Annotated in this window: 21 protein-coding genes; 15 read left to right on the forward strand and 6 right to left on the reverse strand. The window is 67.9% G+C overall.

The window, feature by feature from the left end; genetic code table 11:
• Window positions 1-64 precede the first annotated feature (64 nt).
• Entirely contained in the window at window positions 65-1,600 is a 1,536-nt protein-coding gene (locus tag A3ES_RS0120040) for a threonine/serine exporter family protein (protein WP_020388628.1), read from the reverse strand.
• A gap of 246 nt (window positions 1,601-1,846) precedes the next feature.
• Between A3ES_RS0120040 and A3ES_RS0120045 the strand changes: the two genes are divergently transcribed.
• The 5 genes from A3ES_RS0120045 to A3ES_RS0120065 all read left to right on the forward strand — a co-directional run bounded on the left by A3ES_RS0120045 (window position 1,847) and on the right by A3ES_RS0120065 (window position 7,479).
• The gene (locus A3ES_RS0120045; protein ID WP_020388629.1) at window positions 1,847-3,010 is read left to right on the forward strand and encodes a Gfo/Idh/MocA family protein; all 1,164 of its coding nucleotides are present in this window, start codon (window positions 1,847-1,849) and stop codon (window positions 3,008-3,010) included.
• A complete protein-coding gene (locus A3ES_RS0120050; protein WP_020388630.1) occupies window positions 3,007-4,239 on the forward strand; it encodes a dihydrodipicolinate synthase family protein in 1,233 nt (410 codons plus the stop codon). Before A3ES_RS0120045 ends, A3ES_RS0120050 begins: the two co-directional genes overlap by 4 nt.
• Entirely contained in the window at window positions 4,236-5,051 is an 816-nt protein-coding gene (locus tag A3ES_RS0120055; protein WP_020388631.1) for a sugar phosphate isomerase/epimerase family protein, read from the forward strand. Before A3ES_RS0120050 ends, A3ES_RS0120055 begins: the two co-directional genes overlap by 4 nt.
• A 23-nt stretch (window positions 5,052-5,074) precedes the next feature.
• Entirely contained in the window at window positions 5,075-5,833 is a 759-nt protein-coding gene (locus A3ES_RS0120060) for a sugar phosphate isomerase/epimerase family protein (protein ID WP_020388632.1), read from the forward strand.
• A 197-nt stretch (window positions 5,834-6,030) separates the two neighbouring features.
• Entirely contained in the window at window positions 6,031-7,479 is a 1,449-nt protein-coding gene (locus A3ES_RS0120065; RefSeq protein ID WP_026163029.1) for a diguanylate cyclase domain-containing protein, read from the forward strand.
• An 11-nt stretch (window positions 7,480-7,490) separates the two neighbouring features.
• Here A3ES_RS0120065 and A3ES_RS47715 read toward each other — a convergent pair whose 3' ends face one another.
• A complete protein-coding gene (locus A3ES_RS47715) occupies window positions 7,491-7,949 on the reverse strand; it encodes a hypothetical protein (protein ID WP_157630630.1) in 459 nt (152 codons plus the stop codon).
• A 22-nt stretch (window positions 7,950-7,971) separates the two neighbouring features.
• A complete protein-coding gene (locus A3ES_RS0120075; protein WP_020388635.1) occupies window positions 7,972-8,454 on the reverse strand; it encodes a GNAT family N-acetyltransferase in 483 nt (160 codons plus the stop codon).
• A gap of 131 nt (window positions 8,455-8,585) precedes the next feature.
• Here A3ES_RS0120075 and A3ES_RS0120080 point away from each other — a divergent pair, with 131 nt between their 5' ends.
• Complete coding sequence (locus A3ES_RS0120080) at window positions 8,586-10,166, forward strand: alkaline phosphatase D family protein (protein ID WP_020388636.1); 1,581 nt, start codon at window positions 8,586-8,588, stop codon at window positions 10,164-10,166.
• A gap of 1 nt (window position 10,167) precedes the next feature.
• Here the strand turns inward: A3ES_RS0120080 and A3ES_RS0120085 are convergent, their stop codons facing one another.
• Both A3ES_RS0120085 and A3ES_RS0120090 read right to left on the reverse strand, forming a co-directional pair.
• Window positions 10,168-10,983 (reverse strand): polysaccharide lyase family protein, encoded by an 816-nt coding sequence (locus tag A3ES_RS0120085; RefSeq protein ID WP_020388637.1) that lies wholly within the window; start codon window positions 10,981-10,983, stop codon window positions 10,168-10,170.
• Window positions 10,983-12,539, reverse strand: a complete 1,557-nt coding sequence (locus A3ES_RS0120090; protein WP_020388638.1) for an alkaline phosphatase D family protein — start codon at window positions 12,537-12,539, stop codon at window positions 10,983-10,985. Before A3ES_RS0120090 ends, A3ES_RS0120085 begins: the two co-directional genes overlap by 1 nt.
• Before the next feature lie 164 nt (window positions 12,540-12,703).
• Here A3ES_RS0120090 and A3ES_RS0120095 point away from each other — a divergent pair, with 164 nt between their 5' ends.
• The 9 genes from A3ES_RS0120095 to A3ES_RS0120135 all read left to right on the forward strand — a co-directional run bounded on the left by A3ES_RS0120095 (window position 12,704) and on the right by A3ES_RS0120135 (window position 22,355).
• A complete protein-coding gene (locus A3ES_RS0120095; RefSeq protein ID WP_020388639.1) occupies window positions 12,704-13,582 on the forward strand; it encodes an aldo/keto reductase in 879 nt (292 codons plus the stop codon).
• A 129-nt stretch (window positions 13,583-13,711) separates the two neighbouring features.
• A complete protein-coding gene (locus tag A3ES_RS0120100) occupies window positions 13,712-15,133 on the forward strand; it encodes a M48 family metalloprotease (RefSeq protein WP_020388640.1) in 1,422 nt (473 codons plus the stop codon).
• Window positions 15,133-16,518: a type IV secretory system conjugative DNA transfer family protein gene (locus tag A3ES_RS0120105; RefSeq protein WP_020388641.1), complete on the forward strand. Its 1,386-nt coding sequence runs from the start codon at window positions 15,133-15,135 to the stop codon at window positions 16,516-16,518. Before A3ES_RS0120100 ends, A3ES_RS0120105 begins: the two co-directional genes overlap by 1 nt.
• A gap of 209 nt (window positions 16,519-16,727) precedes the next feature.
• The gene (locus A3ES_RS55530; RefSeq protein ID WP_020388642.1) at window positions 16,728-17,552 is read left to right on the forward strand and encodes a hypothetical protein; all 825 of its coding nucleotides are present in this window, start codon (window positions 16,728-16,730) and stop codon (window positions 17,550-17,552) included.
• Window positions 17,549-19,789, forward strand: a complete 2,241-nt coding sequence (locus tag A3ES_RS0120115) for a coiled-coil domain-containing protein (RefSeq protein ID WP_020388643.1) — start codon at window positions 17,549-17,551, stop codon at window positions 19,787-19,789. Before A3ES_RS55530 ends, A3ES_RS0120115 begins: the two co-directional genes overlap by 4 nt.
• 2 nt (window positions 19,790-19,791) lie before the next feature.
• Window positions 19,792-20,178 (forward strand): hypothetical protein, encoded by a 387-nt coding sequence (locus A3ES_RS0120120; RefSeq protein WP_026163032.1) that lies wholly within the window; start codon window positions 19,792-19,794, stop codon window positions 20,176-20,178.
• Window positions 20,178-21,140 (forward strand): hypothetical protein, encoded by a 963-nt coding sequence (locus A3ES_RS47720; RefSeq protein WP_020388645.1) that lies wholly within the window; start codon window positions 20,178-20,180, stop codon window positions 21,138-21,140. The genes A3ES_RS0120120 and A3ES_RS47720 overlap by 1 nt, the downstream gene beginning before the upstream one ends.
• Window positions 21,140-21,811: a hypothetical protein gene (locus tag A3ES_RS52680; RefSeq protein ID WP_020388646.1), complete on the forward strand. Its 672-nt coding sequence runs from the start codon at window positions 21,140-21,142 to the stop codon at window positions 21,809-21,811. The genes A3ES_RS47720 and A3ES_RS52680 overlap by 1 nt, the downstream gene beginning before the upstream one ends.
• A 25-nt stretch (window positions 21,812-21,836) precedes the next feature.
• On the forward strand, window positions 21,837-22,355 hold the full coding sequence (locus tag A3ES_RS0120135) for a hypothetical protein (protein ID WP_020388647.1): 519 nt from the start codon (window positions 21,837-21,839) through the stop codon (window positions 22,353-22,355).
• Between the two features lie 49 nt (window positions 22,356-22,404).
• Here the strand turns inward: A3ES_RS0120135 and A3ES_RS0120140 are convergent, their stop codons facing one another.
• On the reverse strand, window positions 22,405-23,301 hold the full coding sequence (locus tag A3ES_RS0120140) for a hypothetical protein (protein ID WP_026163034.1): 897 nt from the start codon (window positions 23,299-23,301) through the stop codon (window positions 22,405-22,407).
• Window positions 23,302-23,318 lie beyond the last annotated feature (17 nt).

Raw genomic sequence — 23,318 nt, forward strand, 5'->3', positions numbered from 1 at the left:
CGGCCAAAAGCCTTCACGCCGTGTAGGAGCGTTCCCGAGTCGGGGCGCATCCCGACTCTCAGGGTCACGAGGCTGGGCCTGAGCGGCGGGTTCGGCGGGAGCGGTGGGAGCGCTCGGTGCGGCGGCGGATGGGGCGGCGAGGGCCGACGAGACGGGGGCCGGCTAGGCGGTCTTCTAGGCGGCGGGCTTCGCGGCGGATGGGTTGGGCTACGTACTCGCCGAGGATGACACCTGAGGCGAGGGCGACTCCGATGGCGACGGCGGTGGCCAGGGAGACGATGCCGACCAGGTTGCCGAGGCTCATGAGTTCGTACAAACCCTTGTAGATGGTCAATCCTGGCAGCAGCGGCACGGTGCCGGAGACGACTACCACCAGTGGTGGTACGCCTACGCGACGACCGAGTGAGTAGCCGCCGAGGCCGACCACGAAGGCTGCTGCCGCCGTCGACCAAGCAGGGCCGAACTCGGCTCGCGCCATCAAAGTGAAGACGAGTGACCCCAGCGCACCGACCACCGCGATCGGCAGCAGCGAGCGCAGCGGCGCGTACGACGCGTAGGCGAACGCGACTGCCATCAGGGCGCCTGAGCCGACCATGATCGGGAGGTTGGCGAGCTGGATCGTCTGCGCCTCGATCGCGACCGGGAGGCCGAGTTTGATGCCGAGACTGATGCCGAGGGAGACGCCGGCGATGATGCCACCGGTCAACAGCATCGCCTCGAGACTGCGAGCGGCCGCGGTCACGTAGTACCCGGTGATCGCGTCCTGGACGGCACCGGTGAGGGCGATCCCGGCCAGCAGCATGATGATGCCGGCGGCAACTACCAGGGACGGTTTCACCGGTGCGTGGACGGCGTACAGGATCAGGGCGACGGCAGTGGCGACGAATGCGCCGGCCACCTGCTGATAGAACGCGGGCAGTCGCTGGCGGTGGAACCAGCGGTTGCTGAGCTCGATCACGACCGCGGTGACGACGGCGACGAGCGTGATCAGCCAGCCACCACCGAGCAGCAGGGTCGCGCCGCCGGCCATCACGCCCCACGCGACCACGGAACTCCAGCGCGGGAACGGCGGGCCCGCGGACACCATCCGGGCGAGTTCGCGGCTGGCCTCCTCGCGGGTGAGTTCGGCGCGGGCGAATCGGCGTACCAGTTGGTCGACGGCGGTGAGGCGGGAGAAGTCCTGGCCGCGGTACCGGACGATCCGCATGTGCGTCTCGGGGGCGACGTCGGGCGCGGCCTGGTACGAGATCGCGATCGAGGTGAAGGTGATGTCGACCTCGCAGCCGCGCAGTCCGGCGGCCGCGGTCACGCTGAGGATCGTCGCCGTCGCGTCCGCAGTACCGGCGCCGCTGGAGAGCACGACCTCGCCGATCCGCAGGGCCAGGTCGAGGGTGCGATAGAGCTCGCGCTGCTCATCCCGGGCCTGCTCCTCGGCCGCCCGCAGCTCGGCGGACAGCTCGTCGACCGACTGCTCACCCGGCTGCGGCTCCGCCTGCCGGCGATCCCCTTGCCGCCGATCCGTCCGCCGACGTTCACCCCTCCGCCGCTCCGCATCCGAGCTTTCGACCCCGTCGGTTGCCTGCTCACCGCGCTTGGCCACCGTGCTCCTTCCGTCTCCTGAAACGACGCTAACGCCGATCGCCTCGCCGTACCCCATCCGCTCGGTCGCACGCACCGGAGGGCGCGGTGTCCGGAATCGGCCTGCAATCGCTTTCCGCCAGCTTTCCCATCAGGTTGACTCGTCGTGACGACCCACCTATGGTTGCGGTCACGAGCCTTGGAAAGCCCTTTCCCAGGCGACGAGGGAGGCGAGCATGCAGCCGCTGCGCCGAAGAGAGGTAGCACAGTGAACGATCGACGCGTCGGCATCGTGATGAACGGCGTCACCGGCCGGATGGGCCTGCGCCAGCACCTGGAGCGCTCCATCGTGGCCATCCGCGAGCAAGGCGGCATCCCGGCCGCGGACGGGTCGATGATCATCCCCGAGCCGATCCTGGTCGGGCGCAACGAGCTCAAGCTGAAGAACATCGCGGACACCTACGGCCTGAGCCGCTGGACCACCGACCTCTCCGAGGCCCTGGCCGAGCCGGACGTGGAGATCTACTTCGACTCCCAGCTCACCCAGCTCCGGGAGAAGGGGGTCCGCGCCGCGGTCGAGGCCCGCAAGGCGATCTACTGCGAGAAGCCGATCGCCGAGGGCCTGGAGGCGGCCGTCGACCTGGCCCGCCTGGTCCGCGACTCCGGCCTGAAGAACGGCGTCGTCCAGGACAAGCTGTCGCTGCCCGGCCTGCGCAAGCTGAAGCGGCTCGTCGACGGCGGCTTCTTCGGCGAGATCCTGTCGGTGCGCGGCGAGTTCGGCTACTGGGTCTTCGAGGGTGACTGGCAAGAAGCGCAGCGGCCGGCCTGGAACTACAAGACCGAAGAGGGCGGCGGCATCGTCGTCGACATGTTCTGCCACTGGCGGTACGTGCTCGACCAGATCTTCGCGCCGGTGAAGTCGGTCTACTGCCAGGGCGCCACACACATCCCGACCCGGTACGACGAGCAGGGGCAGGCCTACACCGCCACCGCCGAGGACGCGGCGTACGGCGTCTTCGAGCTGGAGGGCGGCATCATCGCCCAGCTGAACTCGTCCTGGACCACGCGGGTGTTCCGCGACGAACTGGTCGAGTTCCAGGTCGACGGCACCGAGGGCAGCGCGGTCGCCGGACTGCGCAACTGCCGCGCCCAGCACCGCTCCGCGACGCCGAAGCCGGTCTGGAACCCCGATCTCCCCGCCGCGTACTCGTTCCGCGACCAGTGGGCCGAGGTACCGGACAACGAGGTGTTCGACAACGGCTTCAAGGTGCAGTGGGAGATGTTCCTGCGGCACGTCGTCGACGACGCTCCGTTCACCTGGGATTTCGTCGAGGGCGCCAAGGGCGTCCAGCTCGCGGAACTCGGCCTGCAGTCGTGGCGCGAAGGACGCAAGCTGGAGGTCCCCGCGCTCGACATCGAGGCGCGGGCATGAGCCTGTCCCTGCGGCTGCCTACCGGCGACGGCGGACTGGAGAGCTACCAGCTGACCGGTACGCCGGTTGCTCACGGCACCTATCAGCCGGCGACCAGCCGACTCGCCTTCGCGGCGGCGCATGTCGTCCCGGACCCGCTCGGCGACAACTCGCCGGGCGCGCCCGCGGTGATCGACTGGGAGCACACGCTGGAGTTCCGGCGGCACCTGTGGTCGCTGGGCTTGTCGGTCGCCGAGGCGATGGACACCGCCCAACGCGGCATGGGCCTCGACTGGCCCGCAACCCAAGAACTGATCCGCCGCTCAGCCGCCGAAGCGCCGCTTCGCAGCGCCTCGGCGATCGGTGGAGTAGCGGGCGGCGGCGCGCCCGCGACCTCGCGCCCTTCAGGCGCCTCGGAGAAGCGCATTGCGGTTGGCGTTGGCACTGACCAGCTCCCCGCTGGCGTGCACCCCTTGGACGCGGTGATCGCGGCGTACGAGGAGCAGTTGGCGCTGGCTGAGGAGGTTGGCGCCCAGCCGATTCTGATGGCGAGTCGGGCATTGTGCGCGGCGGCTGGATCGCCTGATGACTACCGCAAGGTGTACGACCGGCTGCTCGGCCAGTCGTCGCGGCCAGTCATCCTGCACTGGCTCGGGTCGATGTTCGACCCAGCGCTGGACGGCTACTGGGGCAGCGACTCGCTCGACGCCGCGGCCGACGTGGTTGTCGAGCTGATCAACGACAACACCAGCAAGGTCGACGGCATCAAGGTGTCCTTGCTCGATGCAAGCAAAGAAGTTGCTCTCCGCAAGCGTCTTCCGGCCGGCGTCCGGCTCTACACCGGCGACGACTTCAACTACCCGGAGCTGATCCGCGGCGACGAGGATCACCACAGCGACGCGCTACTCGGGATCTTCGCGGCGATCGCGCCAGCCGCCGCGGCCGCGTTGAAGGCACTCGACGACGGCGAGCTGACGAAGTACGACGAGATCTTCGCGCCGACCGTCCCGCTGGCGCGGCAGATCTTCTCGGCTCCGACCTACTACTACAAGACCGGAATCGCCTTCCTGGCTTGGCTTAACGGCCACCAACCCGGCTTCGGCATGGTCGGCGGACTGCAGACCGGACGCTCGTTGCCACACCTGGCTGACACGTTCCGCCTGGCCGACGCGGCCGGAGTACTGACGTCACCCGAGCTGGCCGTCGACCGCTTCCGCAAGCTGCTCATCGTCGGCGGAGTCGACGCATGAACCGCTACAGCTTGAACCAGGCAACGACCAAGTACTGGTCGCTGGAGGAAGTAGTTGCCGCCAGCGCCAAAGCAGAACTGTCCTGGATCGGCCTGTGGCGCGAACCGATCCAGGAGTACGGCGTCGAGCGGTCGGCGAAACTCGTCGCCGATGCCGGACTGCGGGTTTCCTCCTTGTGCAGAAGCGGATTCTTCACCGCCACCGACGCCGCTGAGCGCCAGGCGAAGATCGAGGACAACCGTCGCGCCATCGACGAGGCCGCCACCCTCGGTACCGACGTACTGGTGCTCGTCAGCGGCGGCCTGCCACCTGGCTCCCGCGACATCGACGGCGCCCGCGGGATGATCCGCGACGGCCTCGCCGAGCTTGCGCCGTACGCCGGTGAGCGGGGCGTCCGGCTCGCGGTCGAGCCGCTGCATCCGATGTTCTGCTCCGACCGCTGCGTCGTCTCGTCGCTGAGCGGCGCGCTCGACCTGGCCGAGCAGTTCCCGGTGGAACAGGTCGGAGTCATCGTCGACGCCTACCACTTGTGGTGGGACGCCGATGTCTACCGGCAGATCGAGCGGGCCGGCGACCGGATCTGCTCCTACCAGGTGAGCGACTGGGTGACGCCGGTGCCGGCCGACAACCTGCTCGGCCGCGGCATGATTGGCGACGGCTCGATCGAGCTGCGCCGCCTTCGCGAGGCCTGTGACGCCGCGGGGTACAACGGCCCGGTCGAGGTCGAGATCTTCAACCAGGAACTGTGGGACGCACCGGGACAAGAGGTTTTCGACCTCGCCCTGGCGCGGTATCTGGAACACGTCGCCTGACAAAATCTCGAAGGAGACCCTCCATGAGCGACCGGACCATACCCGCCGATGGCATCGGCATGCACCTCTACACGATGCGCAAGGCGCTCGCCGAGGACTACCCCGGCACCTTGCGGCGGCTGGCCGAGATCGGCTACCGAACCGTCGGCGTGAGCGGCCGGCACGGGCACACCGCCGAGGAGATCCGCTCGTACGCCGATGCGGCGGGCCTCAAGATCGTGCTGGAGCACGTCGGCTATCCCCGGCTGACCGACAACTGGGAGGGCGCCCTCGCGGACGTCCAAACCCTCGGCGGCCAGTGGGTCGCCGTACCGTCGCTGCCTGTCAAGCTGCGGACGCCCGATGGGTTCCGCGAGGCCGCTGCCGCCTTCAACACCGCTGGGCAACTGGCGAAGAAGGAAGGGCTGAAGCTGCTCTTCCACAACCACGGCCATGATTTCGCCGAGGTCGACGGGCAGGTGCTGTTCGACATCCTGCTCGACGAGGTGGAGCCCGAGCTGCTCGGCTTCGAGCTCGACCTGTACTGGGTGGTCGACGGCGGTCGCAACCCGGCCGACTACTTCCGCAACCACCCGGGCCGGTTCCCCGCGCTGCACGTCAAGGACATGGCCGAGGACGGGTCGTTCGCGGATGTCGGTACCGGCAAACTCGACTTCGCGGCGATCTTCGCCGAAGCCGAGTCGGGCGGGGTCCGGCAGTGGCTGGTCGAGCACGACGCCCCCACCGACGAATGGGAGTCGGCGCGGACGTCGTACCGGTCGCTGGCGGAGCTCCAGTACTGACAAATCTCACGGTCGGTGCCAGCAGGCGTATTCTCGTCACAGGCAGCGAGGGATCGGCTCCCGTCCGGCATTGATCGGGCCGGTCCCGGCGTGTCGGAGAGCGTTGTCCGGCGGGCATCGTCTGTCACCCTGTAAGGGGGCCCTCACCACGGCGGGGTCCCGTGAGGCCGCCGACGCCGTGACGCCGGAGATCGCACGTGCAGAAAGAGCCCACTGTACGGATGACGGCAGTACGCCGTCTGTACGAAGTGAGCGCCCGGATGGGCGCTGGGCGAAGCCTGTCCGAAACCCTCCAGGCAGTGGTCGACGGCGTCGTGGACGGCCTCGGTTTCGGCATCGCCGTCCTGAATCTGCGGCAGGCCGACGGCAAGTTCGAGGTGATCGCGGTGGCCGGCTCGCCGGAGGCCAAGGAGGCGCTGCTCGGCACGATCAGCGCCGCCGACATCTTCGACGCCGAGTTCGCGATCGCGGACAAATGGGGCGGGCTGCGGTTCGTCCCGCACGAGCGGCTGCCCGAGGGCGAGATCGTCGGCTGGGTGCCGGAGATCCCGGTCTCGTCGGCTCCGGACGCCTGGCATCCGCTGGACGCGTTGTTCGCGCCGCTGCACTCGCCCGACGGCGAGCTGGTCGGGATGCTGTCGGTCGACCTGCCGGAGGACCAGCGGCGGCCGGGACAGATCCACCGCGAGCTGTTGGAGATCTTCGCGACGCAGGCCGGTCTGGCGATCGACAAGGCCCGGCTGACCGACGCCCTGCTCGCCGAGAAAGCCCGGCTCGAGGCGAGTGAGACAACCTTCCGGCTGGTCTTCGAGGGCGCCGGCAACGGGATGGCGACGATCGCCTTCGACGGCCCGGAGGCGGGCCGGATCCTGCGCGTCAACGATGCGTTCTGCCACATCACCGGCTACACCCCGGCCCAGCTGGTCGGCACTGTCTTCGTCGACTATCTGCGTGACGAGACAGCCGGGCAGACCAAGCAGGAGATCGAGCAGCTCAGCACCGGGCGAGGTCCGTACCGGTTCGAGCGGACCTTCCGGCGGACCGACGGCAACGACATCTGGCTGGGTGGCACGGCGGCGATCGTCAACCAGGGCAAGGATCTGCCGCGCATTATCCTGATCCAGATCGACGATGTGACTGCCCGCAAGGACGAGGAACGCGAACTGCGGCACCACGCGGCGCACGATCCGCTCACCGGGCTGCCGAACCGGCGGCTGCTCCAGCACCGGTTCAACGCCGCATTGCAGAGGTCCCGGCAGAGCGGGCGGCGCGGGGTTCTGTTGTTCTGCGATCTCAACCATTTCAAGCAGGTCAACGACCAGTACGGGCACGAGGAAGGCGACAGGGCGCTTCGCGAGATCGCCGACCGGCTGCTGACCGAGGTCCGGCACGGCGACACGGTGGCGCGGCTGGGTGGCGACGAGTTCGCGATCCTGGCCGAGGACATCGACGGCGACGACCTCGACGTTCTGATGCGCCGGATCGACGAGTCCATCCGGCAACCGCTCGAGGGCATCGACGTACGGGTCACGGCGAGTATCGGCACCGCGGTGGTCAGCCCGTACGCCGCCGACCTCGACGAGCTCCTACGCACCGCCGACAACGCGATGTACGAGGCCAAACGCCGCTACCGCGCCAACCGCTGACGCAGTACCGGCTATCGCGTGCGACGCTGACGCTGCTTCTTCTTCGGCGCCTGCGGCTTGGGGTCCTCGAACCAGTCCTTGAGAATCGAGATGGCGGCCTCGTTGTGCCGCTCGACCAGGGGTAACACCCGGCCCAGGTTGGCGAACGCGAAGATCGGCGTCCAGCGCGCCTTCCCGGCCCTGGTCTTCCACCGAACGGCGGGGAAGTTCGTGATCGCGACGATCTCCTCCTTCGCGATCCGCCGGCTGCGGAACAATCCGTGCACGTCGATCCCGCCCGCATCACAGACGACCCCCAGCCGCCACCCGAGGAACCCCAGATAGACCGCGGCCACGAGGCACACCAGCGCACCCCCGACCACAGCCACGACCGGCAGGTCGCCGCGCAAGGCGATCACGATGACCCCCGCCAAAATCGGCCAAACAGACGCATTACAGAGCCGGGTGATCAACAGGGGTTTCAGTTCCACCCACCCATTCTCACTCAGCGGGTCACGAGCCCAGTTCGGTGAGGGGTTTGTCGGTTAGGCGGTAGGTGGTCCATTCGTTTTGGGGGTGGGCGGCCAGGGACTTGTAGAAGTCGATGGCGGGGGTGTTCCAGTCGAGGACTGACCACTCGAGGCGTTCGTAGTTGTTGCGGACGCATTCCTGGGCGAGGGCGGTCAGGAGGGCTTTGCCGAGGCCGGAGCCGCGTTGAGTGGGGTGGATGAAGAGGTCTTCCAGGTAGATGCCGTGGACGCCGCGCCAGGTGGAGAAGTTGAGGAACCAGATCGCGCAGCCGACCACCTCGCCGCCGGTCTCCGCGACGTGGCAGAACACGGCGGGCGCAGTACCGAAGAGTGCTGTCTGGAGTTGGCCGGCCGTCAGGCGGCATTCAAGAGGTGCCCGCTCGTACTCCGCGAGGGCGTGCACGAGGTCGACGATCGCCGGTACGTCGTCCGGCCGGGCGCGGCGGATCCGCTCATCAGTCTGCATGCGCCCCATCCTGCCAAGTCACCCATTGACCGAGATTCACCCTCCGGAGGAACTCGTTTACCGCGCTGTTCACCTGGCGCTTGAAGGCTGAGAACGCTTTCCACCGACCGGCCCGCTCACGGAGGAACCCCATGGCTGTTTCACGTCGTCGCTTCATCGGGCTCGGAGGCGCGGGCACCGCCGCGGTCCTCCTCGGCACCGGCGCCTGGGACGCCTCGACCACGTACGCCGCCCCGGCCGGCACCGGCAACCCGTTCACCCTCGGCGTCGCGTCCGGCGATCCGCAGTACGAGAGTGTCGTGCTCTGGACCCGCCTCGCCCTCGACCCGTACGTCGTCGACGGCCGCGGCGGAATGCCGGCCAAGCCGGTCCGGGTGGAGTACGAGGTCGCCCGCGACGAACACTTCCGCCACATCGTACGCCGGTCCAGCGTGATCGCGACGCCTGAACTCGGGCATTCGGTCCACCCCGAGGTCCGCGGGTTGCTGCCCGACCACGAGTACTACTACCGCTTCCGTACCGGCGGCGAGGTCTCGACGGTCGGCCGGACCCGGACCACGCCGCATCCGTTCAGCTCGCCGCGTGAACTGCGGTTCGCGTTCGCCTCCTGCAACGCTTGGCAGGACGGGTACTTCACGGCGTACGAGCACATGGCGGCCGAAGACCTCGACCTGGTCGTGCACCTGGGCGACTATCTCTACGAGTCCGGGGTGAAGACGAACAAGCGCGGTGTCGTGACGGATCCGCGGTTCCACACCGAGACGTTCGACCTGGCGCGGTACCGGCTGCAGTACTCGCTCTACAAGACCGAGGCGCCGCTGCAGGCCGCGCACGCCGCGCATCCGTGGATCCACACCTTCGACGACCACGAGGTGGAGAACAACTGGGCCGGCGACCTCTCGCAGGCCGACACCGAGCCGGACCAGGATCCGGCGGTGTTCCGGGCCCGCCGGGCGCAGGCGTTCCAGGCGATGTACGAGAACCTGCCGCTACGGCATGAGCAGCTGCCGTCAGGTCCCGACGGCCGGTTCCACCGACGGCTCCCGTACGGGCGGCTCGCCGACTTCACCATTCTGGACACCCGCCAGTACCGGTCGGACCAGCCGTGCGGCGACGGCGCCTCGTCGACCTGCGACGACCGGTTCGACCCGGACAACACGATGCTCGGCGGCAAGCAGCGCAAGTGGCTGCTCGACGGGTTCCGTACGTCGCGCGCCCGCTGGCAGGTGCTCGGCAACCAGGCCCCGATGGGCCAGACCGACTGGACCCCCGGCCCGGAGACCCACGTCTGGCTCGACCCGTGGGACGGCTATGTTGCCGAGCGCAACAAAGTGCTCGCGGCCGCGCAGGACAGCGGCGTACGGAACCTGGTGGTGATCACCGGCGACCGGCACCAGAACTACGCCCTGGAACTGAAGCGCGACTTCGCCGACCCCGACTCCCGCACGGTCGGCACGGAGTTCGTCGGTACGTCGATCACCAGCGGCGGCGACGGCGCCGACACCACCCCGCAGGGCCAGCAGTTCCTCGCCGCGAACCCCCACCTCAAGTTCTTCAACTCCCAACGAGGCTACGTCCGCGTCACCGCCAACCAGCACCAGTGGCGCTCCGACTTCCGGGTGCTCCCCTACGTCACCCAGCCCGACGCTCCCATCACCACCCGAGCCAGCTACGTCCTCGAAGACCGCGACCCGCACGTCCACTCCGCCTGAATCAGGAGCGGGCGTAGATGCCGAAGGCATCGAACGCTATCCAGGACCCGGTGTCCTTGTAGAGGTCTACGAAGTTCTGGCCGACTTTGAAGAGGCGCCGGGGCAGCGGACGTTCGATGTACGACGGCTTGAGCGGGGAACCCGGCAGCGTGCTGTCGTTCAAGGTGGAGCCTTTGGTGGCGCCGTTGGCGAAGGCAATGCGTTCGAGCTGGGTGCCGTTGACCGAAAGCAGCGCGGAGCCGGCCAGGGAGGCATGGCTGTCGATCAGCCAGAGGGCGAGGTCGAGGTCGGTGGTCGGCCGCGCGGCCAGGTTGAAGCGGAAGCGGACCCGGTGGTTCTTCGAGCCTGCCCACTTGTCCGACGGACCTGGCTGCAAGTAGCACCAGTCCCGATCACGGACGGAGACCCCATAGGTGTAGTCGACGTCGTTCGGGAACGTCGCAAGATAGTCGGCGCTGCGATTCGGCGTCAGCGCGAACTCGCCCTTGCCGTCGTAGTACCCGACCCGGGCGATCGGCCGCCCGGAGACGGTGACCGAGGTTTTGTTGGCAACGGCAACGGTCCTCGATGGAGCGGAGCTGTTGCCGGCGGCATCCACCGCGACCACGCGGTACGAGCGGGTGACCGCCGTGAAGCCGAGCTTGCGATGGACGAACCGTGGATAGACCGTCTTGCCTGCCAGCGTCCAGGTCGATCCGGAGGCGACGTACACGGCGTAGTGATCGACGACCGTTGCCCAGGGCACCGGAGTCCAGTCGAGCGTGACGGTGGAGAGCTGACCGGTACCGCGCAGTCCGGTGATCGTGGGCGGGGCCATCACAGCGCCTCCAGTCGTGGTGAGCCGGCCGGGGTACGGAATCTGGCGAGGACCTTCGGCTGGGCGCCGGCGTCGGCCTCGATGTAGGGGAAGGTGACGAACTCCGAGGTCATCTCGGTCGGTGTCAACGTCGTGTGGACGTACCCGCGGCGCCCGCTGTAGAGCTTCACGTAGGGATGTTGGAGCCAGTCCTTCGCGTAGGCGTCGGTATCCGCACCGTCCCCGTCGGAGCCGATCGACGTACAGATGAGTTCGACCCCGACCGTCTTGGATGAGGGGTTGGTGAAGTCGGCCTTGAGTTCGGCCGCGACGTGGTGATGGATGTCGCCGGTCAGGGCGACCGGATTGCTGGTCTGCTCCATCGCCGCGAGCAGCCGGCGCCGGTTGGCGGGATAGCCGTCCCACTGCTCGACCCGGCCGTCGGTGACCGCCGTGATCACGACGCCGTTCGCGATGATGTTCCAGGCGGCCGGCGAGCCCGTCATTCCGCCGTACAGCCACTCCTCTTGCGCCTGTCCCATGATCGTGCGCGACTCAGAAAGGCGGTCAGCCTCGTCGACCGGCAACGGATCGCGGTACTGGCGGGTGTCGAGCAGGTTCAGCCGGGCGAGGGTGCCGACGTCGAATCGCCGGTAGACCAAGCTGTCGGGGCCTTGCGGCAGGCTGTCCAGCGACAGTGGCAGGTTCTCGTAGAAGGCGCGATAGGCGACCGCTCGACGATGCACGAACAGCTTCGGCGGGATGCCGTAGAGCGAGTTGTCCGACCCGTAGTTGTTCTGTACTTCGTGATCGTCCCAGACCATCAGCCAGGGCGCCGAGGCGTGCGCGGCCTGCAGATCCGGGTCGGACTTGAAGAGGCTGTAGCGCAACCGGTACTGCTCCAGCGTCTCGATCTCGACTCCGTGCTCGACGCCGACCGACACACCCTGGCGCCATAGGTTGCCGCCAGCAACTATCCCGTACTCGTAGATGTAGTCACCGAGGAAGAACACCGCGTCGACCGCGCGCTGCGCCAGATCCCGGTACGCCGTGAAGTACCCGTGGTACCAGGCCTGACAGGACGCCATCGCGAAGGTGAAGCGAGCAGCCGGCTGCCCAGCCGCCGGAAACGTCTTGGTCCGCCCGACGGGACTGACCTGATCGCCCGCGCGGAAACGGTAGAAGTACTCCCGCCCCGGCTGCAGCCCCCGCACCTCGGGATGGACCGAGTGCGCCAGCGCCGGTGACGCGATCGCGGTACCGGTCTTCACTACGGTGGCGAACGCCCGGTCCTCAGCCACCTCGTAGCTGACCACCACGTCCTCGCGCGGCATCCCGCCATGGCCGTCCGCAGCGAGCGGCTGCGGCGCAAGGCGCGTCCACAGCACGAACCCGTCCGCACTCGGCTCGCCAGAGGCCACCCCCAACCCGAAAGCCCCGGCCGGTACGTCGACCGCGCCCGCGACCGCCGCGGCATCCGCAGGCGCGGAGACGCCGAGAGCGACAGTGGCCGCCGACAGACCGGTCAGTTGGAGGAATCGCCGCCGGTCGAGGCCAGGCGGTGGAGACGACGTCATTGGGCGGACTCCGTTCGCTGGGAAACCTTCCGCCACATTCTTACGTAATGACTCTCCAGAAAGTAACCCCTTGACTAGAAGGCGACACATTCAGCAGCCGCAGTGCCGGCTCTCAGTGGTTTTTACTGTTGGAAAACTGAGTCGAGTCGCGGCAGGTTGGGGGTATGGCTTCTGATACCCCCAGCACCCGCGGCATCGGCGACGTACAGGTCAGCGCGATCGGGCTCGGCGCGATGCCGATGTCGATCGAAGGGCGACCCGACGACGAGAGCCGTTCGGTGGCGACCATTCATGCCGCGCTCGACGCCGGCATCACGCTGATCGACACCGCCGACGCTTATCACCTTGACCAGTCCGACGTCGGCCACAACGAGACGCTCATCGCCAAGGCGCTCAACTCGTACGGCGGTGACACGTCCGGCGTACTCGTCGCGACCAAGGGCGGGCACCTTCGCCCGGGTGGCGGCGCGTGGACCCTGGACGGTTCGCCGAAACACCTGAAGCAGGCCGCCGAGGAGTCGCTCAAGCGGCTCGGGGTCGACGCGATCGGGCTCTACCAGTTCCACCGGCCGGACCCCAGGACGCAGTACGAGGAGTCGATCGGCGCGATCCGCGATCTGCTCGACGCGGGCAAGATCCGGATGGCCGGTATCTCCAACGCGAACCCGGCCCAGATCCGGCAGGCCAACGAGATTCTCGGCGGCCGGCTCGTCTCGGTCCAGAACCAGTTCTCCCCGGCCTTCCGCTCCAGCGAGCCGGAACTCGACCTCTGCGACGAACTCGGCATCGCCTTCCTGCCCTGGTCCCCACTCGGCGGCATCTCCGGCGCCTCGGACCTCGGCAACAAGCACCCCGCCTTCCACACCCTCGCCGCGGAACTGGGCGTCAGCCCCCAAAAGCTCACCCTCGCCTGGATGCTCGCCAAGTCCCCGGTCGTCATCCCGATCCCCGGCTCCAGCCGCCCCGAAACCATCCGCGACTCGTACTCCGCGGTCGACCTCACCCTCACCCCCGACCAGGTCGCGACACTCGACGCCGCCTGACCTCCTGTCAAGAGGAGTTGCCACTTGCTGATTGCAGCAAGTGGCAACTTATCCACAGATCGCGATAATCGCCCTCCCGTCACCTGCTCCGACCACTAACCTCGGACGGTCGACTCTCGGGAGGAACAAGTGGGGATCTGCGTCCGCTGCGGGAATCAGCGCGACCCGGCCAGCCAGAGCTGCCCGCACTGCGGTGCCGGCTCCGCGCAGCCACAGCACCAACCAGTACAGCAGCACCAGCACCAGCCGGTGCAGCAGACGCCGGTGCAGGCGCCGTTCCTGGAGACCGCCGGTCCGCCGACCAGCTCGCCGGAATCGTGGTCGCCGCCCGTTGTCTCGGCGCAGGTCGCCGGTCCGGCGCCGCGGACCTCCGTCGGGACGAAGCTCCGGAAGGTCTTCACCCGGCCGCCCGGCTATCAGTCCGTCTTCGTCTGGCTGGTCACCGGCATGCTGCGCAATCCGCGCGGCCTGATCGGCGCTCTGCTCGCGAGCTGGTTCAATCTGCCGATCGCCGTCCTCCTGGGCGGTCTGGGCATGGTGCTCGGCGGCATCGGCGGGTATGTCGGCGGTGCGTTCACCGGCCAGGACCAAGCCAGCTCCTGGGCGCAGAACATTCCGCTCCTCGAGAGCGTGCTGGGCAGCGCGCTCCTCCAGGGTGGCGGCATCGTCGGCATGCTGCTGGGGATCGCGGCCGGTGCGATCGGTGGCTTCGTGCTGGGTCTGCTGCTCCCCTGGTTCATGCTGGCCGCCGCGAGCCCGGTCGAAGGGCTCGGCCGCTTCCTCGCCCAGTTCCTGGTCGCCGCCCTGTGCGGTTTCCTCTACACGATCTACGGCATCGCCACCGAGGGCTGGCACATCCGGGTCTTCGAAGGCGCCCGGGAGCCCAGCCGCCGGGAACGCGCTTTGATCGAACCGATCGTGGCGGACTGCGCCCGCCGTCTGGGCCTGACCTCCACGCCGAAGCTGCTGATCTCGGACGACCGGACGCCGAACGCCATGGCGTACAGCCGGCACATCATCATCTACCGAGGCTTCATGGACGCCTTCGAGTACGAGACCGAACCGCTGGCCGGGGTCATCTGCCACGAGCTGACCCACTGGCGCAACGCGGACTGCGTCTCGAACTACTTCATCCGCGGCGTCGCTCTCCCGCTGTACCTCGCCTACAGCGTCTGCGCCTTCCTGCTGCAGATCACCCGCGGGACCATCGCCTTCGCCCTCTGGCTGGCCTTCTGGCCGATCATGGTCAGCATCCGGTACGTCGTGATGCCGCTGCAGTCGGCGGGTATCCGGGCCGCGGAGTACCGCGCCGACCAGGGTGCGGTGTACGCCGGGTACCGGGACGGCCTGCGTACCGTGCTCGCCCGGTTCCGGGACAGCTTCGACGGCGCCCGCAACGGGTGGGACATGTCGATCCTCGCCACCCACCCGGCGCCCGAGCTCCGGCTGGAACGCGTCGAGGAGCCAGGCGTCGACTATCCGTTGCCGGACGCCGAGAACCCCGACATCCCGACCCCGGTGATTATCACCGGGTCGCTCGCGAGGGACTGATGAACGCGACCTGGCCGCCCATCCCGCCGTTCGGGCTCGAGCCACGCCGGCAGGTGTTCCTCGGCTGGGATGCCCGAGGTGGCTACAAGCGATGCTGGAGCGCCCCCGAGGACTCCGTCGGCATCGTCGGTCCGCCGCGCTACGGCAAGACCTCCGGACTGATCATCCCGTCCGTGATGTGGTGGGAAGGTCCCGTCGTCTGCACGTCGACCCGCGGCGACATCCTCGGGTTCACCGGAGACCGCCGGCGGGCGCTGGCCGCGCCGTACGGCGGATCGGTGCGGGTGTACGACCCTTTCGGCAGCGAGTTCCCCTCGCTGTCGATGCGGTGGTCGCCGCTGGCCGACTGCGAGAATCCGTCGGTCTGCTACCGCCGCGTCGCGGCGATGACCGCGGTCGCGGGCCAAGGCGTTTCGGACGGCGACCACTGGCGAGGCGGTGCCGCGGCGATCCTGCGCGCGTACTTCCATGCCGCGGCGCTGGAGGGTCTGCCGATCTCCGTCGTACGGCGCTGGCTCACGGCCCAGGAGACCCGTGATCCCACGGCCATCCTGCGCCTCTCCTCGAGCCCTGGCGCGATGTGGGCCGACGACCTGGATGCGGTGAAACTGCTCGGCGATCGCGAACGCGGCAGCTTCTACTCCGTCGCCCGCAATACGCTCGAGGCGACCTCGGAGCCGACCGTACTGGCGTCATGCTCTACGAACGATCTGGACATCGACCAGTTCCTGGAAAGCAGGTCGTCGCTGTTCATCATCGGCCCGTCCCACCAGCAGCAGGCGATCGCGCCGCTGATGGCCGGCCTGGTCGACAGCATCGCCCAGCGCGCCTCGGAGCTGGCCGCCGCCCGCGGCGGTCGCCTGGATCCGCCGCTGCTGCTGGCGCTCGACGAGATCGCCAACATCGCACCGTTGCAAAGCCTGCCGTCGCTGGTCAGCGAAGGCGGCGGCCGCGGCATCATCACCCTCTGGGCCACCCAAAGCCTTGCCCAGCTGCGGAATCGCTACGGCATCGAACAGCAGGCCGCGATCCTCGCCGCGACCACCGCCAAGCTGATCTTCGGCGGCATGTCCAACGGCGAGGACCTGCACAACATCTCCTCCTGGGCCGGCGAAGAACGTCAGTCCAACACCAGCACCCAGCTGGGCCCCCAGGGCGTCCCGCAAACGACCGGCGGCGTCGGTGTGGGCGGCGCGATCACCAGCCAGAACACCACCATCGGCACCATCTACCGCCCTGCCCTCCCCGTCAACGCCATCCAGATGCTCCCCCCGTTCCACGCCTGGCTCTTCTGGCGCAGCGACCCACCCTTCCAAGTCGAATCCCGCCCCGCCGGCGCCATCCCCGAATTCGCCCAACTAAAGGGCTTCACCCATGACCGCTGACACCGACGAGCTCAACCATCTGAAGGGGTACACCGCATGACTACCGACAACGATTACGAGTACCTCGTCAGGGTTTTCGAGCCGGCAGGTGAGTCTGTGGACCGTCCCAGCGGTTTGTGGCGTCATCGGGGCGACGATTTCGAGTACCTGTCGATGGTCGACTGGACCTGGCATCCCCAGGGCGACGTACCGTTGCCGCATCCTGACAGGTGCCGATCAGTGCCGAGCAGGCTCAAACACTGCTCGCGGATCGCCAGCGGTTCGCGAAGTACTGGGTCATGCACCGAAGCCCGGCCAAGGGCGACCTCCATGAGGACACCCTGGTGTACAGGCAGTTTCGGAGCCCTGAACGCCTGGTCGAAGAGGCATTCGGTCGTGCCAACGTCTGGGTTGAGACGCCGGACATCAGGGACTTCGAGGTGGGTGGTCCGCACGACGTCCCCGACCTGGAGCCCATCGACGCCGACACGGCCGAGCGCCTGATCAACGAGACCCGCGGAATCAGCGGCATGACCGACGAGTTCAACCACCTGAAGGGACACCGCATGACCACCAACGACTACGAGTACCTGGCCTGGGTTTCCAAAGCACGTAAGGAATCGGTGGATCGACCGAGCGGTCTGTGGCGCCACCGCGGCGACGAGTTCGAATACTTTTCGCTCATCGACTGGACCTGGCATCCGCGCGGTGACGCGAACCTTCCGCACCCCGATCTACTGATACCGATCTCTGCCGAGCAGGCGCGGACTCTGATCGCGGACCGCCAGCTATTCGCCAGGTACTACGTTCAGTACCTCAGCCCGGCCAAGGGCGACCCCATCGAGGCAACCGTTGTGTACAGGCATCTCCCCAGCCCGGAGGGGATCGTCGACGAGGGGTTCGGCCGTGACAACAAGTGGATCCGGACCCAGACGATCAGAGACTTCCAGGTCGGCGGCCCCCACGAGGTCCCGGATCTGGAGCCCATCGACGCCGCGACGGCTGAGCGGCTGATCCAGGAGACCCGCGGAATCTCGGGAGCCACCGAGCTGTGAGTCCGGGACCCTGGAACGGCAAGGGACACGAGGCACGCCTACGCCTGGAGGCCGACGACAACGAGGCCGTGGAGGCAGCTCACCTCCGTGCCGTTCGACGGCGAGGACTGCTTGACGAAGCACTCGAACAGACCAGACGTGCGGCGGCAGCCTACGGCAGCAGGCTGGAAGGCCTTCGCTACTCGCTCAAGAGTCTCGAATCGTTCCGGAGCAAGGTTGCCCGCCGCCCGGCGTTGACGACGGCGCCCGCCGCCGCCTTCGCAACCAATGATCTCAACCGCTACACCCTGACGTTCCCTCGCGAGCGATACACCCAGGGCGTGCTCGCCTGTTACGAGAACTTGCGCGCGCAAGGGTTCGTCAAAGTCAAGGACCGGAACAGCTGGAACACTCCGGACTACCGCGGCATCAACTCGACGTGGGCGATGGTCGGAGAGGACGGGCGGGCGCAGCACTCATTCGAGGTGCAGTTCCACACACCGGAGAGCTTTGAGGTAAAGAACGACCGCAACCATCTGCTGTACGAACTGGATCGCGTCGGCAAGCCAGAAGACACCCAACGGCGGATTGCGATCAGCCAACTGCAGGCCGAGCGTTACGGGAACATGGAGGCTCCCCCTGGCCACGAAACGATCCGCACGCCGGCGACTGTCCAGGAGTTCGACCCCGCGCCCCAGAACGTCATCGATCAGGTTCTGGCCGAGGAGGAGCAGCTCCGCCAGCAGAAGGCCGAGGAGGCACGCGAGCAGGCGGAGCAGCAGGCCGAGCGGGAGCGCGAGGACGAGCGCAACCGCGAGAAGGAGCGGGATCAGGATCGTGATCGAGAGAGTGGTGAACCTGCCGAACCGGGACGGGATCCTGCTGCCGAGGACGACGCTGATCAGTCCGGCCTGAACGACTCCGCGAAGACCGAGGAGCAGCTCAGTCTCGAAGAGGAGCCGGGTCTCGAAGAAGAGCCGACTCTCAAGGAGGAGCAGCCGAAGACTGGGCCGGGTGCTGACGATGGCCTGGAGGACGAGAACGACGGTACGGAAGCTGATGCGACCGCTCAGGTTGATGCTCAGGAAGAGTCCGAGCAGCAGGCTGAGACGGACGCGCAAGTACAGGCGGAAGATGAGGCGGCGCAGGGCGAAGCTGACGAGCAGGCCGCGACCGAAGCCGACGACGCTCAGGTCGACGAGGAATCCGACCAGGAAGTAGCGCGCACCGAAGCCGAGGACCAGGAGTCGACGCGCGCGGAGAACCAAACCCAGTCCGAGGACGATGCGGACCGCGACGACGAGGCTGCGACACAGGCGGAGGACGAGGCTGCCACGCAGGCAGAGGACGAGGCTGCGACACAGGCAGAGGACGAGGCTGCCACGCAGGCAGAGGACGAAGCTGCCACCCAAGCCGAAGACGAAGCCGCGACCCAAGCCGAGGGTGAGGCAGCGGCGCAGGCGGAGGATGAGGCTGCTGTGCAGCGTGGGGACGATGAGCGGGCTGCGGCTGAAGCTGATGATGCTCAGGTCGACCAGGAGGCTGATCAAGAGGTAACGCGCGCGGAGGGCGAGGCCGAGGAAGAGTCGGCGCGCGCGGAGAGTCAAGCGCAGTCAGAGGAGCAGGCGGATCGCCAAGGTGAGGCCGGCTCGGAGACGGAGGCTGGGGGCGCGGATGCGGATGACGAGCCTGGCCGGGCGGCTGACAGGCAGGCGGATTCTGAGGCTGGCGTGGACGGGGCCGAGGCGGGCGCTCAGGACGAAGCAGGAGCTAAGGCGGAAGCCGACGCCGACACTCAGGCGGAGGCCGACGCTGATGCTGACGCTGGAGCTGGTCCGGGAGCTGAGTCCGACGCTGACACTCAAGCAAATGCGGAAGCCGGATCCGAGGCAGGCGCTGAGGTTGAGGCCGGTACTCAGACTGAGGTAGGCGCTGACGAAGACGCCGGTACTCAGACCGAAGCAGGTGCTGAGGAAGACGCCGGTGCTCAGGCCGAAGCAGGTGCTGAGGAAGAGGTCGGTGCTCAGGCCGAAGCGGAGGGCGGTGCTGATGCTGAGGCGGCTGGGGCTGAGGGTGGGGAAGCTCAGGCTGAGGGTGGGGCTGAGGATGCGGGTTCGGGTGGGTATGAGGAGCAGGCTGCGGCGGATGATGCGCGGGTGGCGGGGGCTATGGAGTCTGGGGACAGCGGCGGGGATTACGAGGGTGGGGACTACTCGTACGAGGACAGCTCGGCGGGCGACGACATGGGGAGGGAGTGACGATGGCGCCTAAGCCGCCGTGGGTTTGGGACGAGGTGAGCGCGGAGGCGCTGGAGCAGTCGTGGGACGGGTTGGCGGCGTGGGTCGACTGGGTCGAGGAGGCCTATGCGCCGTGGGTGATGTTGCCGCCGTGCTGGCCGGTGCACGAAGGGCTCCGGACCGAGTTGACGATGTACTGGTACTGGCATCGGTGGGTGATGTCGGCGGCGGTGAATCCGATCGACGGGGTGCGGTGGCACAACGAGTTGCGGCGGTCGGCGGTGGCTTGGCGCGAGCTGGCGACGTGCCGGCACGAACCGCCGGTGGCCCATCACGGTCAGATCCTTGCCGCCCGCAAGGTCAAGCGCGACGAGTACCTCGCCCAAGCACGCCGTACTGAGGAGGCATGATGGTGCAGACCCAGCCCAGTCCACCGATCAGTCCGTTCGTCGAACCGTGGCAGGCATCGCCGCGCACCAAGGCGATCACCGCGGTGGTGACCGCGGTGGTCGTGGTGCTGTGTGCCACGACGTACGCCGTGCAACGGATCTGGCTGACGCCGGAGGCCGCGGTCGAGGGGTACTTCGGGGCGCTCGCGGATCGCGATGCAGCGAAGGCGGCGTCGTACATCAAGGACAGCAGTTCGGCGACGAGTGAGATCGTCGGCGCGGAGCAGTACGTCCCGCCGACCGACCTGAAGATCGGCGAACTCGAGGACGAGAAGGCCGCGCAGGTCAGCTTCCGCATCGGCGAGAACACGATCAGCGGCGAAATTCCCCTGCACCGCAAGGACGAACTGACACTCGGCCTGTTCCGCGGCTGGGCGATCGACGGCGGTCTGCCGTCGATCCAGATCACTACGGCGGCGGCCTCGGTCGACGTCCAAGTGAACGGGAAGCCGCTGCCGGACGAGTCCAGAGAATCGCGCCTGCTGCAGGTGTTCCCGGGCCGGTACGTCGTCAGTGTCGCGGACAACCCGCTGCTGGAGAGCGCGCCGGTCACCATCGACGCCGGGTTCGACGACCAGGACGCAACCCTGGATCCGAAGATCAAGGCCTCCGCCCAGTCGGCCGTGGACGCGCAGGTGAAGGACTATCTGAAGGGCTGCCTGACCGACGCGACCAAGCCCGACAGCAACTGCCCGTTCTCGTCCGAGGCGACCCAGCAGGTCTGGAAGATCGACACCTTCCCGACGATCCAGTTGAGCCTCGACGACAGCGGTTCGGTCATGGTCGAGACCACCGCCAGCGGCACGGCGACCGTCACTGGCACCGGGTACGGCGGTAGCCCGATCACCGACAACTCGACGTTCAGGGTGTCCGGACCGGTCATCGTCGACCAGGGCAAACTCGTGTTCCAGCCCGAGTCGTGATGACTCAGGCGAGCTCCACCAAGGTTGCCGTGATCGCTTTCACCGCCAACCTTGTCGTCTGCGGGCTCATCGGCACCAGCCTGCTCCTGCTCCGCGGGACGAGCGGTACGGCGGATGCCGCCGTACCCAAGCCGTCCACCAGCACGCCGACCCCAGCGGCCTCGTCATCGCCCACACCGACCGAGAGCTCGGAGGCGCCCAGCACCCCGACCGCCCCGACGAGCAAGCCGACCCCGGCTGGGGCATTCAAGGACGTCTCCGGCCCGGGCGGGGTCGTCACCAAGATCCCCAGCGGCTGGCCGGCGAAGGTCCGTGGGGGCAAGACCGACGCCCAGGCCACCGACCCGACGCAGCCGACCAGCTTACTACGGTACGGCGGTTCGGCGTCGCCGGCTCAGCCGTTGATCGACGTCATGCGGACCACCGAGCGGAACTTCAGCAAGCAGTACCCAGGCTACAAGCTGATCGCGCTGCGTCCGGAGACCTGGCGCGACCATGAGTCGGTCACCTGGACGTTCGAGTTCGACACCGCCGACGGCCGCAAACACGTGGACTCCGTCTACTGGCGGGCCGGGCAGAACGACTACGTGGTCTACGCGTCCGCGCTGCTCAAGAACTGGCCGGCCATGCAGCAGATCTACACGACCGCCCACGACGCGGCCAAGCCGTGACGTCGTACCAGGCAGGAATTGACCAGTGACTCTTCACCCCGACGAGGGCCCGGCCGCCGCAGTCGAGCGGCTGCACCATGAGCTGCTCGCGCGGCCGGACGACAACGAACTGCGGCGTCAGCTCGCCTGGGCGATCAGGCGGATGACCGAGGCCTCACTGGCGATCACCATCTACGAGGTGCGGTTGATCGCGAGCGAGCAGCAGCGCGCGATGTGCCGGGAGGCCGCGGCCCGGATCCTCGAGCTGGCGCCATGGGACGACGAGCTGCGGACGTTCGCGAACGGTTTGGCAGCCGAGGTCGAGAGCGGTGGGCAGTGGGTCTGGCAGAGCCGGTCGACGGCGATCGTACTGGCGGTCTGCGCGGTCGTCGTCGGGCTCGGGCTCGTCGTGACCGGCGGGTTCACCGGCGACGTCGTACTGATCGTCATCGCCGGTGTCCTCAGCAGTGCGGCGCTCGCCGGCATCGTGCTGGCGTTCCGGCGACAGAGCTGGCAGCTCGCCGCCAGAGCCGCCGCACCCGTGATCCAGCACGCCGGGATCTGAGCTCGACGCCCGCCGACGATTCGTTGCTGGCCTCCCAGAGTCTCCGCGCTCAGTCCTGCCGCGCCCGCTGAGCGGCGTACAGGTCGGTGACTGACGGCCGCGACGCCAGTTGATAGGTGCCGTTTTCGAGGTCTCCCGGGAAGTCGCGCGGCAGGCCGCTGCCCGCGGAGGCCAGGCCCTGTACGCCGACGGCGATGCTGCGGGGAGCGACATCGGCGAAGGGCATCGCTCGGTGGGTGTCGAAGGTGCCTTCGGCCATCGTGCCGCGGCGCCAGACGTTGCCGGCCGACAGGCCTTCGAGGTTGAGGCCGTGATGCAGCGCGCCGGCCGGCAGCGGTACTGCGAACTTCTCGATCTCGAAGCCGTCGACCAGGTTGTCATGTGATTGCATCCGGCAAGCAAAGCTGTGGTGCGCGGATCGTCCGCCGACCGCGACATCGGTCAGCGTGACCGCCTTGGTGGTGGTGAACCCGAACCCGAGATCGCAGTTCTCGACCCGTACGTCGTCCGCCCAGCAATCGTGAACCGCCTGGAAACAAAGGCCGTTCGAGCCAGGATGGCGGTTGTGGATCGTCATCGGCCGGAGCTCGTTCCGGATCGTCAGCGACTCCACCCCGAGGTCGTGCACGGTCGGCCCCAGCGCCCGGATCCGCGACGGCCAGCTCGGCTGCAGGTCGTAACGCAACGGCTGGGCCAACCTCACCCAGGCGATCCCCGAGCACCCTTCCGAGGCGGCGAAGTCCTCGGCCTCGGACTTGGCCTTTCGTTCGGGCGCGATCACCCAGATCTGCCCGCCGGTCCACGACCAGCGGCTCTGCAGACTCGGCTGCAGGTTGGGGCGATAGGACTCATCCAGCGGCGGAGATATCGCGAGCAGTGGTTCCGCTGGATGGAACTCCCCCGGCGGAGGCGGGAAGCGCGGCCGCGGCTGGGAGGCTGACAGCACTGGCTAGCAGCAAACGG

It is taken from the genome of Kribbella catacumbae DSM 19601, from assembly GCF_000372465.1.
Classification (GTDB): domain Bacteria; phylum Actinomycetota; class Actinomycetes; order Propionibacteriales; family Kribbellaceae; genus Kribbella; species Kribbella catacumbae.